The 14,137-nt window shown below is 45.4% G+C and carries 12 protein-coding genes and 1 CRISPR repeat array; of the genes, 5 read left to right on the forward strand and 7 right to left on the reverse strand.

Features of this window, described 5'->3' with window-relative positions; all coding sequences use genetic code 11:
- Positions 1-411: 411 nt before the first annotated feature.
- Positions 412-3,105: a CRISPR direct-repeat array (repeat unit 30 nt; unit sequence GTTTCAATAATTCCTTAGAGGTATGGAAAC).
- A 49-nt stretch (positions 3,106-3,154) separates the two neighbouring features.
- The 3 genes from TM_RS00005 to TM_RS00015 are packed head-to-tail and all read right to left on the reverse strand — an operon-like array spanning position 3,155 to position 7,461.
- Complete coding sequence (locus TM_RS00005) at positions 3,155-5,107, reverse strand: IGHMBP2 family helicase (protein WP_010865024.1); 1,953 nt, start codon at positions 5,105-5,107, stop codon at positions 3,155-3,157.
- Complete coding sequence (locus tag TM_RS00010) at positions 5,104-6,141, reverse strand: L-Ala-D/L-Glu epimerase (protein WP_004082436.1); 1,038 nt, start codon at positions 6,139-6,141, stop codon at positions 5,104-5,106. The genes TM_RS00005 and TM_RS00010 overlap by 4 nt, the downstream gene beginning before the upstream one ends.
- A gap of 3 nt (positions 6,142-6,144) precedes the next feature.
- Positions 6,145-7,461, reverse strand: coding sequence for a transglutaminase-like domain-containing protein (locus tag TM_RS00015; RefSeq protein WP_004082444.1), 1,317 nt, complete (start codon positions 7,459-7,461; stop codon positions 6,145-6,147).
- A gap of 33 nt (positions 7,462-7,494) precedes the next feature.
- Between TM_RS00015 and TM_RS00020 the strand changes: the two genes are divergently transcribed.
- The gene (locus TM_RS00020; protein WP_004082445.1) at positions 7,495-8,169 is read left to right on the forward strand and encodes a cyclase family protein; all 675 of its coding nucleotides are present in this window, start codon (positions 7,495-7,497) and stop codon (positions 8,167-8,169) included.
- Between the two features lie 35 nt (positions 8,170-8,204).
- Here TM_RS00020 and TM_RS00025 read toward each other — a convergent pair whose 3' ends face one another.
- From TM_RS00025 to TM_RS00040, 4 genes are read right to left on the reverse strand one after another with little or no spacing between them, the layout of a single operon-like run.
- Positions 8,205-8,633 carry a ferritin-like domain-containing protein gene (locus tag TM_RS00025; RefSeq protein ID WP_004082446.1) on the reverse strand — a complete coding sequence of 143 codons (429 nt, stop codon included), beginning with the start codon at positions 8,631-8,633 and terminating at the stop codon, positions 8,205-8,207.
- Positions 8,630-10,453 carry an NADH-quinone oxidoreductase subunit NuoF gene (gene nuoF, locus TM_RS00030; protein ID WP_004082447.1) on the reverse strand — a complete coding sequence of 608 codons (1,824 nt, stop codon included), beginning with the start codon at positions 10,451-10,453 and terminating at the stop codon, positions 8,630-8,632. The genes TM_RS00025 and nuoF overlap by 4 nt, the downstream gene beginning before the upstream one ends.
- Before the next feature lie 18 nt (positions 10,454-10,471).
- A complete protein-coding gene (locus TM_RS00035) occupies positions 10,472-10,852 on the reverse strand; it encodes a (2Fe-2S) ferredoxin domain-containing protein (RefSeq protein ID WP_004082448.1) in 381 nt (126 codons plus the stop codon).
- Positions 10,853-10,854: 2 nt separating this feature from the next.
- Positions 10,855-11,343 carry an NAD(P)H-dependent oxidoreductase subunit E gene (locus TM_RS00040; RefSeq protein WP_004082449.1) on the reverse strand — a complete coding sequence of 163 codons (489 nt, stop codon included), beginning with the start codon at positions 11,341-11,343 and terminating at the stop codon, positions 10,855-10,857.
- A 203-nt stretch (positions 11,344-11,546) separates the two neighbouring features.
- Between TM_RS00040 and TM_RS00045 the strand changes: the two genes are divergently transcribed.
- The 4 genes from TM_RS00045 to porD all read left to right on the forward strand — a co-directional run bounded on the left by TM_RS00045 (position 11,547) and on the right by porD (position 14,135).
- The gene (locus tag TM_RS00045) at positions 11,547-12,308 is read left to right on the forward strand and encodes an MBL fold metallo-hydrolase (protein ID WP_004082451.1); all 762 of its coding nucleotides are present in this window, start codon (positions 11,547-11,549) and stop codon (positions 12,306-12,308) included.
- A gap of 9 nt (positions 12,309-12,317) precedes the next feature.
- Positions 12,318-13,154 (forward strand): methyl-accepting chemotaxis protein, encoded by an 837-nt coding sequence (locus tag TM_RS00050; protein WP_004082453.1) that lies wholly within the window; start codon positions 12,318-12,320, stop codon positions 13,152-13,154.
- Positions 13,155-13,244: 90 nt separating this feature from the next.
- Positions 13,245-13,823 (forward strand): pyruvate synthase subunit PorC, encoded by a 579-nt coding sequence (porC, locus tag TM_RS00055; protein WP_004082456.1) that lies wholly within the window; start codon positions 13,245-13,247, stop codon positions 13,821-13,823.
- Between the two features lie 12 nt (positions 13,824-13,835).
- A complete protein-coding gene (gene porD / locus TM_RS00060; RefSeq protein WP_004082458.1) occupies positions 13,836-14,135 on the forward strand; it encodes a pyruvate synthase subunit PorD in 300 nt (99 codons plus the stop codon).
- Positions 14,136-14,137: the final 2 nt, after the last annotated feature.

The following is a 14,137-nucleotide window of genomic DNA, read 5'->3' on the forward strand; positions in this document are numbered from 1 at the left end:
TGGTACCGGAAGCTATGCGTTAAAAAAGGAATAATGGATGATATGAAGAGACAATATGAAGAGAATTTGTGGTAATCGATGACGTGTAAGTGCTTTGAATTCGAGAAATTAGTAGTTAACTTCTAACACACTGAGGAATACCTTCTTTCATCTATTTGTGAAACATGGAACTAATCGATTTTTACCAGAAACACCCCAAAATGCCCTGACGTAGGTTGATATAATTTATCTTCTGTTTTTTGCTTGTGTTCTTTCGTTGTTGGACTATGCAATTATTCCATTTTTCCAAACAGTACTTGAAGGTGCTCTCTTGTGTGTTAGAATGGTTTATGGAAAGGAAGGATATGGAAGGTCAAAAAACATCTTGCTTTCAGAGTGTGTTTGTGGTATAATTTCTCTTGAACTCAACGGGTTTCAATACTTCCTTAGAGGTATGGAAACTCTGTGATCTGTTAACGGGGACATCCACACCCAAAATCGTTTCAATACTTCCTTAGAGGTATGGAAACACTGTCGGAGATGTTCTGCTGTGCATCGTCGAGAGTTTGTTTCAATACTTCCTTAGAGGTATGGAAACATATAAGCCTTTTCCAGTCTTCGGGGGACATTTCCCAGTTTCAATACTTCCTTAGAGGTATGGAAACATGCGAGCACTGTCCTCTCCAACATCCATATACACCGGTTTCAATACTTCCTTAGAGGTATGGAAACCATACTCCAGCATCAAGCAACTTGCTGGCGAAATTTCGTTTCAATACTTCCTTAGAGGTATGGAAACATCCATATCAACGTTGCATATTCTCGTTGATAAAAAGTTTCAATACTTCCTTAGAGGTATGGAAACGCGACAAGCCCACGTTCAGGCACGAGGTGTTCCCTGAGTTTCAATACTTCCTTAGAGGTATGGAAACAAGTTTTACCTTTTCTCAGACAACTTCAACTGGAAAAGTTTCAATACTTCCTTAGAGGTATGGAAACTCGATTATTTCTTTTACAAAGACATGCGATCATACAAGTTTCAATACTTCCTTAGAGGTATGGAAACTATACGTTGTAGAAATCGCAAAGGTGGTGATGTTAGTTTCAATACTTCCTTAGAGGTATGGAAACTCTCGAATCCGATATAATCATATTTCCTTATTATATGTTTCAATACTTCCTTAGAGGTATGGAAACCCGCATCTCGTAGGTATTGCTTGCCTTCTGTTCCCTTGTTTCAATACTTCCTTAGAGGTATGGAAACTAAACTTGTAAATCCTTTTGAAGACTTAGAACAACGTTTCAATACTTCCTTAGAGGTATGGAAACGAAACGCCCGCAAACGCTCATCACAAGCCCGTTTCCGTTTCAATACTTCCTTAGAGGTATGGAAACTTGAGTATAAAATCTTCTTCTGATAATGACAAAACAGTTTCAATACTTCCTTAGAGGTATGGAAACTGCTTCTATTACTCTTTGTAGCACGTTCGTGAACTCAGTTTCAATACTTCCTTAGAGGTATGGAAACTCGATAATCTCAGATGCCTCGCCTCAATTTCAATTGGTTTCAATACTTCCTTAGAGGTATGGAAACCTCCACAATGAAAAGAATAGATGGTAAGGTGTGCTTGTTTCAATACTTCCTTAGAGGTATGGAAACCTACTATCTTCTATATATATATTTTTGTTTTTGTTTTGTTTCAATACTTCCTTAGAGGTATGGAAACCTATTTCCCTCTGCCGTCTCTTCGAAATGATCACCTCTGTTTCAATACTTCCTTAGAGGTATGGAAACTGTGAAGGCGTATGAGGTGGAGGATATTCCTGCAATTGGTTTCAATAATTCCTTAGAGGTATGGAAACTTTTTCCAGCATCTTCTTCACGAAGTACGTCTTCATCGTTTCAATAATTCCTTAGAGGTATGGAAACGCGATGTTGCGAGAACGATGAAAGATTTGTATGAACGTTTCAATAATTCCTTAGAGGTATGGAAACTTGTCGAACTCTTTGGTACTTCCATCCGGATACATCTGTTTCAATAATTCCTTAGAGGTATGGAAACGAGTAGTACAGAGGAGAGAGATGCAGATATCCACGACGTTTCAATAATTCCTTAGAGGTATGGAAACCTCGATCGCTTGTGGTATCTCTGTCTGTGCGAGCTGTTTCAATAATTCCTTAGAGGTATGGAAACTTGTGATGATGTCGCCAAGCTTTAGGGGGACATCTGTTTGTTTCAATAATTCCTTAGAGGTATGGAAACCTGATCTAGCCGTCCGGCCAGTCACAGGTTGAGATAGTTTCAATAATTCCTTAGAGGTATGGAAACATGTATTGCAAGGAAAAGCAAAAATAAGATTCGACAGGTTTCAATAATTCCTTAGAGGTATGGAAACTCGAACTCGAAGAGGCCTATGCACCTGTCCAGCCTATGTTTCAATAATTCCTTAGAGGTATGGAAACATCCTCCTTACTTTGGCCGACACCGTTCGTCCGTTTGTTTCAATAATTCCTTAGAGGTATGGAAACCTTCAAGCCATACTAATATTGCGTATTCTCTTCTCAGTTTCAATAATTCCTTAGAGGTATGGAAACAAAAGCCTACGAAGGGCTTCGAGTACCACCAGCTTTTGTTTCAATAATTCCTTAGAGGTATGGAAACGGGCTGAAAAATTTCCCATTTCGTTTTATCACCTCCTGTTTCAATAATTCCTTAGAGGTATGGAAACCAAGGGGAGGATGATACTGAATGGATAGGGGAACTCAGTTTCAATAGTTCCTTAGAGGTATGGAAACACCATTCATCCATTACAACCTCTTTGCCTCTAATTTGTTTCAATAGTTCCTTAGAGGTATGGAAACTGATGTCTTCCCATTGTTTCGTGTTGTCAAACACCTGTTTCAATACTTCCTTAGAGGTATGGAAACTAAAGCATACGCTCCAAAACGTGAACAAATTCTCTCAGTTTCAATAATTCCTTAGAGGTATGGAAACAGTTGGACGACGATCTTGTATTCATAAATGTTGTTGTTTCAATACTTCCTTAGAGGTATGGAAACTAAGACATTCTTTCGCTAAGAAAATCTAATAGTTTGTTTCAATACTTCCTTAGATGTACGAAAAAAAATAACCCCCACATGAGTGGGGGGATGTTTTTGTTATAGACTCTCAGATCAAAAGATCACGTAAGTTCCCTTCTTTTTCACAAACTCTACAAATCTTCTGTAAGTTGGATGGACAGAGAGCGTGCTCGAATCTCCCGTTGCTATCAGTTTTCTTTTCGCCCGTGTGAGTGAGACGTTGAGTCTTCTCAGATCTTCGAGGAACCCTATTTCACCGTTTTTGTTCGAACGCACAAATGAGATGATGATGACCTCTTTTTCCCTTCCCTGAAAACCATCCACACTGTGTACTTCTACTTTCGCTTCGATCAACTCTCTTATGAGATTCACCTGATCATCGTAGGGAGTGATGATCCCGATCCAATCCTCCTTCACCCCCATGGAGAGAAGCTTTTCCACAACCTCTTTCACGATCTGTGCTTCTAATGGATTCTCTCTCGAGGGAGAGTCTTTCCTTTGCCTTTCAAATCTGTCAGATCTGTTCTTTGTGTCTATGAAGACCAGAACGTTTTTTGGGGAGAGAACAACATCCCAGAACTTTCCAAAGTTCGGTATCTCCACTCCAAGGTCGAAGAGCGTTATGTTTCTGACTTTCTCGGCCGCTTTCAGTTTTCCGTCGTAAAATTCTTCACTCGGAAACTCCATCAAAAGTTCGTTCATTCTGTACTGGGTATCGAGAAGAGAAGACTTCTCGGGATATCGAGTTATGAGTTCTTCAAACAGTGTTCTCGAAAGATCCTTCGCGTCTTCTGAGAGTATCGTGGGTGGAAGCTGTTTGTGATCCCCAGCGAGGACGAACTTTTTGCCTTTCGATATGGGAATGAGGATGCTTGGGATAGTTGCCTGAGAGGCCTCGTCAACAACTACCACATCGAAGACTATTCCCGATAGTATTTCCAGAGCTGCGGACGAATTGGTTGAAAGCACAACCTGCGCTTCCCGTACTATCCTGCTCGCTATTATTTCCTCTTTGCGTTCTATGAGGTCCCTGATATCTTGAATCTGGCTGTTTAACTTTATCCACTCTGCCATCTCCTTTATCTTTTCCTTGGAAACTCCCCTGGCACTCCAGTTCTTCTCTGCGTACTCCAGGATCTTCTTGTCGCTGAGCCCTCTTCTCCACTGCGGTGAAGGTTTTGTGAAACTGTCCCTTTTTTTGATCAACTTTGCGAGTTCTTCCTTCATCTTCTTTACCTTCTCGTACTCACTGCTTGTTTCGATTTGATGTGCGAGTGTGGACTCCTTCAGGTGAGAGGACACGCGCGAAGGATGGCCAATTCTCACCAGAGACACTTTCCCCCAGAGCCTCTCCACGAGGTTGTCCACAGCAAGGTTACTCTCCGCTGTGACCAGAATTTTCTTTCCACGTGCTACTTCCTGTCTTATGTACTCCACGAGTGTTCTGGTCTTTCCCGTGCCGAAGGGGCCGTGTATGAGAAAGAAATCAGAACTTCCGAGGGCAAGGGAAACCGCTTCCCTCTGACTCTCGTTCAATCCTTCATCGAAGGGAGTGAACTCTTCTTCAAACGACTCTTCTGGCTTCCTCTTTCCAAGTAGAAACTCAAGAGCTTTTTTCCCTTCCGAAGAAAGCGTCATCAGGTTCTCTATCTGTCTTCTGAACGTGATGTCGCTCGCAAAGAGGTCTATCCTCACATTTTTGAGCTTCCACGATGGAAGCCTATCGACCGCTACCGTGATGAAACGCTCTCCTTTCTCCACAACCGTTCCCGTGTAATCACTCTTGAGGGGGTTTCCTTTGCTTATGAGAACAAGATCACCCACACCGATTTCTGTGTCTATCTTCTTTCTTCTTCCAAACCTCACAAGGAAATATCCAAGTTCTTCTCCTATAAATTTTCCTGTGAGACCCAGAACGGCACGACCCTTTTTCTCTCTTTCCTCCCCCGAGAGCCGCTTCATCTCATCGAGCATTGCGTTTATTTCCGCGTTCCTTTCGAGCTCTACGAGCCTCACAAGCTTCTTTATGAACTGCTGAACCGTCATTGATCTTTCACCCTCATTCTCGGACCATCCTGGATGAATTTTCCTCTGAAAACTTCTTCCTTCAGCATCAGGTGACTGTCGAGGTCATGAAACTCAAAAGCTCCCGTTCCAAGCGCAAAATGAACACTCTGATTTATTCCGAGCGAGGACTCTCCCATGCATCCGATCATGAGCTTCAAACCTGACGATTCTGCTATTTCCACTATGGCAAGAGCGTCGGAAATTCCCGACTTCATGAGTTTTATGTTCACGTAATCAACCGCTTCTTCCTTCACAAGCCTCATCACATCGAACTTCGTCCTCGCGGATTCGTCCGCCGCGACGGGAAACGGAGAGTGGAACCTCACGAACTTCAAGCCTTCTATGTCTTCCCTCCTCACAGGTTGTTCGTACACAGCGATGTCTATTCCTTTTTGATATACTGCTCTCGCGAACTCCACCGCCTCCTTCTGGGTGTATCCCATGTTCGCGTCAACTATGTACTTCGCTCCACGGGTGACTTTCGCTATCTCTTCCACGGCTTCGATGTCTTCCTTCAAATTCTCTCCAACTTTTATCTTGATCACTCTGAAACCCTCTTCGAATATCTTCTTTGCCTCCTTCACACGGTTTTCGACGGTGTCTATCCCAACTGTTTTGTCCGTTTCTATCTCATCTCTTTTTCCTCCAAGGAGATAACAGACCTGTGTTCCAAGTTCTTGAGAGAGAGCGTCCAGTGTGGCAAATTGAACGGCTGCTTTCAAACTCGGAAACCCGAAGAGCCTGTCTGTGATCTCGAAGATCCTGGCATAGTTTCGCACATCGATGCCTGTGATCATCTCCCTCACAGCGTTTTCTATTGCAAGAAGTGCTTCCACCCTTTCACCGTTCACTCTGAAGGAGGGAGACGCTTCTCCGTACCCTTTGACACCACTTTCCAAAACGATTTCAACCTCGACATTTCTGCTTTCGGAAGATACGCTTCCAGTTATGTGAAACGGCTTTTCGTATTCGTATCTCTTGAGAGAAAGCTTCACGTTCACGATCCTCGACATCTCTCACACCTCCTCGAAACTAATAACTTCTATGGTACTTTCGAACGGCAGACGTTTCTCTTCGCTTTCCGCCTCTCCAACCTGGTTGTCTGTGGGATCGCTTCTCACAAAACGAGTTTTCGGATCGAAGTCTTTCATGAAGCCGTCGTTTGCCACCATTCTGAAGCCGTCCAGGTTTCCAAAGTAGAAGCTTCTGAAAGATTCATTATCTCTCCTCGCACCGCCAAAGGAAAGATCCGCAGGAAGCCACCCATAGGGCTCCACGTAGAAAAGTGCCCAGTCGTGAGGAGAACCGAAGATCGGATTTATGTACCATCCAGACTGCCATCTTGCGGGGACACCTGCGATCCTGCACATCGTTATGAAGAGAAGTGCCTGAAAACCACAGTCGCCTTTCAGGTTGTTCACCACAAAATCCGTTATATTCTCGTACAGGGCATACGGTTTCACGTAGGAGTACCTCACGTTGAGTGTGATCCAGTCGTATATCCTTTTCGCTTTGAGGTACGGGTTTACCTCGCTACCCACCACCGTTTGTGTTAACCACCTGAGTTTCGGAGTAAAAACGATGTGTGGAGGCTCTTCTTTCAGGAACTCTTCAAATCCCGCAACTTTCTCTGAAACTCTTTCAGGATCGACGTGGTTCACCCACTCTCTAACAATGTACTCGAATTCCACGAAAAAAGTGCTGTCTTCGCCTTCGAAGTAGATGGTCCTCTGTGGAACATCGTTCGGAGAAATGTAGTAACTTTTGTGACTTGTTCTCAGAAGTTTCACACTTTCGATCTGAAGGCTTTCCTTGGGAAACGGAAGCCATACGCGGTGCTTGGAGGATGTTTCCTTCAGTTTCAAAGTTATTCTCGCTCTTATTCTGTATCTTTTCGGATCCTCACCCTTTATGAGACGCTCCAGCCGTTCGTGGAGAATTCTTCGGGCTTTTTCACTTCTTTCATCTTTTCTGAGTCTTTCTCTGTACTCCGATCTGACGAAGGCGAGGTTGTGGAAGAAACGCCTTTCGAATCGTTTCTCACCCTCCACGACGATGTAGTCGAGTACTCCTTCGTTCATGAGATATTGGAACTCTCCCTCTGAGAAACCCTCGAACATCTCCCTCATCTTTTCCATCGCTTCTTTTTCGGTGAAAGGATAATCCTCGAGGAGTCTTTCGATCCTCTCTTTTTCGTAGATGAGTCTTTCACGCTGAAGCAAAGGGAGGTCCTTTTTCAGAAAGTCATCGATCAGCTTCAAAGCGACTGAAAAGTTCCCCAGCATTTCTTCTCTGAGAACTTCCTCTGGTAAACTGTAGATGAGAAACTCCATGTTGATACCTCCTTCAGAAAGGGAGTGACAGACGTGTTCATAGAATTATCTTATCCTATAGAAGAGAGAATGTTGACCTATCCGGACAACCCGCCAGACTATTTTGAGCCGAAAAGCAGAATAGAACAGGGAGACGCCGCCAACACGATGATGATTCATCATTTCTCGCACACGGGTACACACGTGGACGCCCCCTACCATTTTTGTGAAGAGGGCTGGACATTGGATCAGATACCTCTTGAATACTTCATTTTTGAAAAACCCCTGCTCGTGGACAGGGAGAAGAAACCAATGGAACTCTTCACCATCGAAGATATCGAAGAACTGGATCTGAATGGTGTGGATCTTCTCATGTTCAGATCGGGTTTTGCGAAGTTGAGAAGAACAGATCCTGCAACCTACAGGTACATGTTCCCCGGCATTTCAAAAGAGTTGGCTCGTTTTCTGAGGGAATCTGTCCTCTCTCTCAAAGCGGTCATGCTCGATTTTCTCAGTGCCGATCCCATCGTGTTGGGTGAAAAAGAAAACTACCCCGCGCACAGATGGCTTTTGTCGAAGAAATTCAGCAGCAAAAGACCTATCATCATATTCGAAGATGTGAATTTAGAACCCGTCGCTGGAAAGAAGATAAAACGTGTGATCGCTCTTCCTTTGAGATTCAAGGGGCTGGACGGTGGACCCGTCAGCGTTCTGGCAGAGGTGGAATGATTTGAACAAAAACCCCGCCGTCCGGCGGGGTATCTTCACACTTCCAGTCTCAGAAGGTCCCTCAGATGCTTTTTCTCCTCATCGATGATCGTCTGAACGGGTTCTTTCTCCGGTACGTAGCTCAATATTTCGCTGTAAAAGACTATGGAATCTTTTTCCACTTCGATGGCCCTTCTCACAGCCTCTCTCAGATCATCAGGGGGAGTTTCTTCGAGCTTGGGAAAGATAGAGATCTCTGCGAGAGCTTCGAGATAGCCGAGCACCTCATCGGATGGGTTAAGATCCTGCTCGTATTTTTCGAGGATCTCCTTGAACTTTCTGGAGTGGTCCCTCTCTTGTTCCGCCAGTCGTTCAAAGAGTGCCTTCGTTTCCCCCTCCGTTTTCTCCGTGAGATTCTTGTAGTAAGAGTAACCGGTTGATTCGATCCTCAAAGCTATATTCAGAAGATCCCTTGGGCCTATCATTCTACCGCCTCCTCCACCGGCAGAGCTGGAGTAACCTTGCTTATAGCTCCAAATCTACAGACTTCGATACAGCTACCACACCTGACACACTCCGCCTGATCTATCACGTGAGGCTGTCTCACCTGACCGCTTATACACTGAACCGGACAGACCCTCGCACACGCGGTACATCCAACACATTTTTCAGGATCAATCACGTAGCTGATCAACGCTTTACACTTCTTGGATGGACACCTCTTCTCTTTGACATGCGCCAGATACTCGTCTCTGAAGTATCTGAGTGTGGAAAGAACAGGATTCGGTGCGGTTTGACCAAGTCCACAGAGGGAAGTGTCCTTTACCACATGCGCCAGCTTTTCGAGCTCTTCTATGTCCTCCTCTGTTCCCTCTCCGGAAGTGATCTTCTCCAGGATTTCGAGCATCTTCTTCGTTCCTTCTCTACAGGGCGTACATTTTCCACAGGATTCTTCCACGGTGAACTCGAGGAAGAACCTTGCGACGTCAACCATACAGTCGTCTTCGTCCATCACTATCATTCCACCAGAACCCATGATTGCACCGAGTTTCTGGAGGGATTCGAAATCAACAGGTGTGTCTACGTACTCAGCGGGGATACACCCTCCGCTCGGTCCCCCAGTCTGGATGGCTTTCAGCTTTTTGTCTCCGGCTATTCCTCCTCCAATCTCGTATATGAGCTCTCTGAGTGTGATTCCCATGGGAACTTCCACAAGACCTGTGTTCTTCACTTTACCGGCGAGAGCGAATACTTTCGTTCCCGGAGAGTTCTCCGTCCCGTATTTTCTGAACTCTTTCGCACCGTTTCTGATGATCCAGGGTACGTTCGCAAGTGTTTCAACGTTGTTGATCACTGTGGGGTATCCCCAGAGTCCCTTCTCAACGGGATAGGGAGGCTTCACCTTCGGTTGGCCTCTCTCACCCTCTATGGAGGCCATCAAAGCGGTTTCCTCACCACAAACGAACGCACCCGCACCGATTCTGATCTCTATATCGAAGGAAAAATCCGTTCCCATTATGTTTCCTCCAAGGAAACCGTACTCTCTTGCCTGATTCAGCGCTATGTTGAGCCTTTCAATGGCGAGAGGATACTCCGCCCTGACATAAACGAACCCCTTCTGAGCACCTATCGCGTAGGCGGCTATTGCCATCCCCTCTATGACGGCGTGTGGATCTCCTTCAAGAACCGATCTGTCCATGAAAGCACCCGGGTCTCCTTCGTCCGCGTTACAGACAACGAATTTCTTCTCGGCCTTTTGCCTTGCCGCGAGTTCCCACTTGAGCCCTGTTGGAAAACCCGCTCCTCCTCTTCCTCTGAGTCCGCTGTCCTTTATCTCCTTTATCACGTCTTCCGGTTTCATCTGAAGAGCCTTCGCAAGGGCAAAATATCCGTCTCTTGCGATGTACTCCTCTATCTTCGTGGGATCTATGACACCGAGATTCCTTGTGACGATCCTAACCTGTTTCTTGAAGAAAGGCACTTCCTCATGAACTCTTGGAACAGGTTTTCCTTCGGAAGCCTTGTAAAGGTACTTCTCCACGATCCTTCCCTTCAAAATGTGTTCTTCGACGATCTCTCTTGCTGCGTCTGGTGTGAGTTTCTGGTAAAACACACTTTCCGGGTAGATCACGGCAATCGGTCCCAATGTACACGCTCCCATACAACCGGTCTCTATCACCCTGACAACTTCATCGAGGCCGTACTTTCTCAATTCTTCTTCGAAGGCATCTTTGACACTCTTTTCGCCGGCGGAAATACACGCTCCACCTGCACAGATAAGGATCGTGTTCGTTGTGAGCGGCACTCTCCTTCACCTCCAGAGTCAGGCTTCTCCTCTTTTGACCACCAGATCTTCGACGACCCTTCCTTCGAGTATGTGCATCTTCACGATTCTCTTTGCGTTTTCCGGAGTGACCCTTCCGTATATGACTGGCTCCTGACCTTCGAGCCTCACTTCAACGGTGGGTTCCACCTCGCAGAGTCCCATACAACCCGACTGAACAACCGCTATATCGTTTATGTTGTATTCATTGAGGGCTTCAACGATCGCCTTCAGAGTCTCTTTGGCACCCGCCGCTATTCCACACGTACCCATCGCAACAGTTATCTTCCCCCTTTTACCTGTTTCGCCCCTCAGCTGGAGATCCTTCAGAGCCTGTTCCTTTATCTTCATGAGTTCTTCCAGACTCTTCACCTTGGCCATCCTCATCCCTCCCGCTTGTACTTACTGATGATCTGAGGCACCATATCGGGAGTTACTCTGCCGTAAAAATCGTCTTCATCCACCATGACAACCGGTGCCATACTGCACGCCCCGAGGCATCTCACACCGTGAACGGAGAACATACCATCGCTGGTGGGTTCATCCGGATTCACCTTGAGTTCTTCGAGGAATCTTTCGAAGATTCTGTCCGCACCCTTCACGTAACACGCGGTACCGAGACAAACCTTGATCTGATGTTTACCCTTTGGCTTTGTGGAGAAGAAGTTGTAGAAGGTGACCACTCCATAAACCTTCGAGAGAGGAACGTCGAGTTTGTCTGAGATGTACTCGAGAACATCCGCGGGAAGATATCCGAAGAGTTCCTGGGCCTTGTGAAGCACCTGTATGAGTGCATCCTTCTTTCCCTCGTACCCATTTTCTTCTATGAAATTCTCCAGCTCTTTGAAGAGTTCCTCCTTCGACTTGACCAAAACCGCCACCTCCTGATCAGAATTTATCGGGAATTTTTTCACAATTTTTATCTGATATTTTTTTCACATTCACCATAGTCGATTATAACACCTCTCACTGTCATATGATGAAAAGAAAAGAAACAGTCACAAAGTGTTGCATGTAGTGATAGAATCAAATGGGGATTAATTCTTGAAATCGTTTGAAATCTGGAGGTGACAATATGTTTGAAAACGAAATCCTCTTCGACAACGGTCAGCACAAATTCATGTTTCTGGGATGGGAAGAGAAAGAAGAAGAGATCGTTCAGACGAACCAGTATTTGATCCTCGATGGAAACGAAGGGATTCTCCTGGACCCGGGCGGAGCACACGTCTTTCCCAGGGTGATGTCCAACGTAGCGGAAGTGGTTGATCTTTCCAGCATAAGACATATATTCTACACGCATCAGGATCCCGATGTCACATCCGGGATTTTGCTCTGGCTTTCGATATGTGAGAACGCGAAGATATACATATCCTCTCTCTGGGTGAGGTTTCTCCCACACTTTGGAATCTACGATCAGAAAAGGATCGTTCCGATCTCTGACAAAGGAACAAAGATAAAACTCCTGAGTGGTAACGAGCTCGAGATACTCCCGGCGCATTTCCTTCATTCTACTGGGAATTTCGTTCTCTACGATCCGGTGGCAAAGATCCTTTTCTCAGGAGATATAGGCGCCGCGGTGTTCGAAAAAGGAAAGAGGTACAGGTACGTCGATGATTTCGAAAGACATCTTCCGCTTATGGAGGCCTTCCACAAAAGGTACATGTCTTCCAATGCGGCTTGCAAGAAATGGGTGGATATGGTTTCAAAGAAGAAAATAGATATGATCGCACCTCAGCACGGCGCTGTGTTCAGAGGAGAGTCTGTGAAGAAATTCCTCGAGTGGTTCAGAAATCTCAAATGCGGTGTTGATCTGATAGACAATCTCTATTCTTTGTGAGGTGATTCTATGAGAGAAAGAGAAATCGTGGATAAACTCACTTCTGCGTTCTTTGCAGAGAACACGATCATATCCTTCACAAGCCAGCTGGACGAAGCACTGACCAGAAAGCTGAGAAGAATGCAGCGCAGAATAGAGGAAGTTAAAGAAAGATTTGTGAATCTCAACAGACTGTTTCAGGAACTGGTGGGAGATTTTCAAGCGAAAAGTGATCAGCTCGTCTCTGTCATCCAAGACATGGAAAAGATCAGCGAAAACATCATGGAGGAGTTGAAAAAATCCGGAACAAATGTAGATCAGATCGTCGAAAGGGTGAAAGAAGCTTCATCCCAGATAGGAGAGACCCTTGAAAACATAAGATCGATCGAAAAGTTGATTCAGAACATTATGAGAATCGCCAGGGAAACCAACATCCTCGCCTTGAACGCCACCATAGAGGCTGCGAGGGCCGGAGAAGCGGGAAAAGGCTTCATGATCGTAGCAAACGAGGTTCAGAATCTATCAAACGAAACAAATGAAGTGACAAAGCAGATCGTCGAGAAGGCCAGAGAAATCCTCGAATCTTCACAAAGATCCCTTGAAAACCTCGAGTTCATGGCGAATCTGTTTGAAACAGTTGGAAAAACCCTCCAGAATATGGTTCGTTTCATGGAAAACAACGTAAAGCTCCTTCAGGAGGTCAGAAACTCCCTCGATACCTCGAAGGAGTCACTCTCAGAAAAGAGTGCGGAAATCGACAGTGCAACGAAGGTTCTGGAAGAGACTGCAGGAGGATTCACGACCATAAACAGAGTTATCAACTCAGTGATCACCGCTCAGAGAAAACTGAAGGATCTAAAGATTTAATTTATTGTTTAAGTATACCATTATGAAATGCATTATGTATCTGATACAATAACGTGGGTTAAATCCATGTTGTCGAGGAGGTGCAATCGGATGCCCGTTGCGAAGAAATACTTTGAAATACGATGGCACGGTAGAGCCGGGCAAGGTGCGAAGAGTGCTTCCCAGATGCTGGCAGAAGCCGCTCTGGAAGCCGGGAAATACGTTCAGGCTTTTCCAGAATACGGTGCAGAAAGAACAGGTGCTCCCATGAGGGCCTTCAACAGGATTGGTGACGAGTACATCAGAGTGAGATCTGCAGTGGAAAACCCGGACGTCGTTGTGGTGATCGATGAAACACTACTTTCTCCCGCCATTGTAGAAGGCCTTTCAGAAGATGGTATCCTCCTTGTGAACACCGTTAAGGATTTCGAATTCGTCAGAAAAAAGACAGGATTCAACGGAAAGATATGCGTGGTGGATGCTACAGACATCGCTCTCCAGGAGATAAAGAGAGGAATACCGAACACACCGATGCTTGGAGCGCTGGTCAGAGTGACAGGTATTGTGCCTCTCGAGGCGATAGAGAAGAGAATCGAGAAGATGTTCGGAAAGAAATTCCCTCAGGAAGTGATTGATGCGAACAAGAGAGCTTTGAGACGTGGATATGAGGAAGTAAAGTGCTCAGAGTGAGGAGGTGTGAGAATGTCTCTTAAAAGCTGGAAGGAAATTCCCATTGGAGGAGTCATCGACAAACCGGGAACAGCAAGAGAATACAAAACAGGTGCCTGGCGTGTGATGAGACCTATTCTTCACAAAGAGAAATGTATAGACTGTATGTTCTGCTGGCTCTACTGTCCAGATCAAGCGATCATCCAAGAAGGCGGAATAATGAAAGGTTTCAACTACGACTACTGTAAAGGATGCGGACTCTGTGCGAACGTATGTCCAAAGCAGGCCATAGAGATGAGACCTGAGACTGAGTTTCTGAGCGAGGAGGGATGAGG

This window comes from Thermotoga maritima MSB8 (assembly GCF_000008545.1).
GTDB classification, from domain to species: Bacteria; Thermotogota; Thermotogae; order Thermotogales; family Thermotogaceae; genus Thermotoga; species Thermotoga maritima.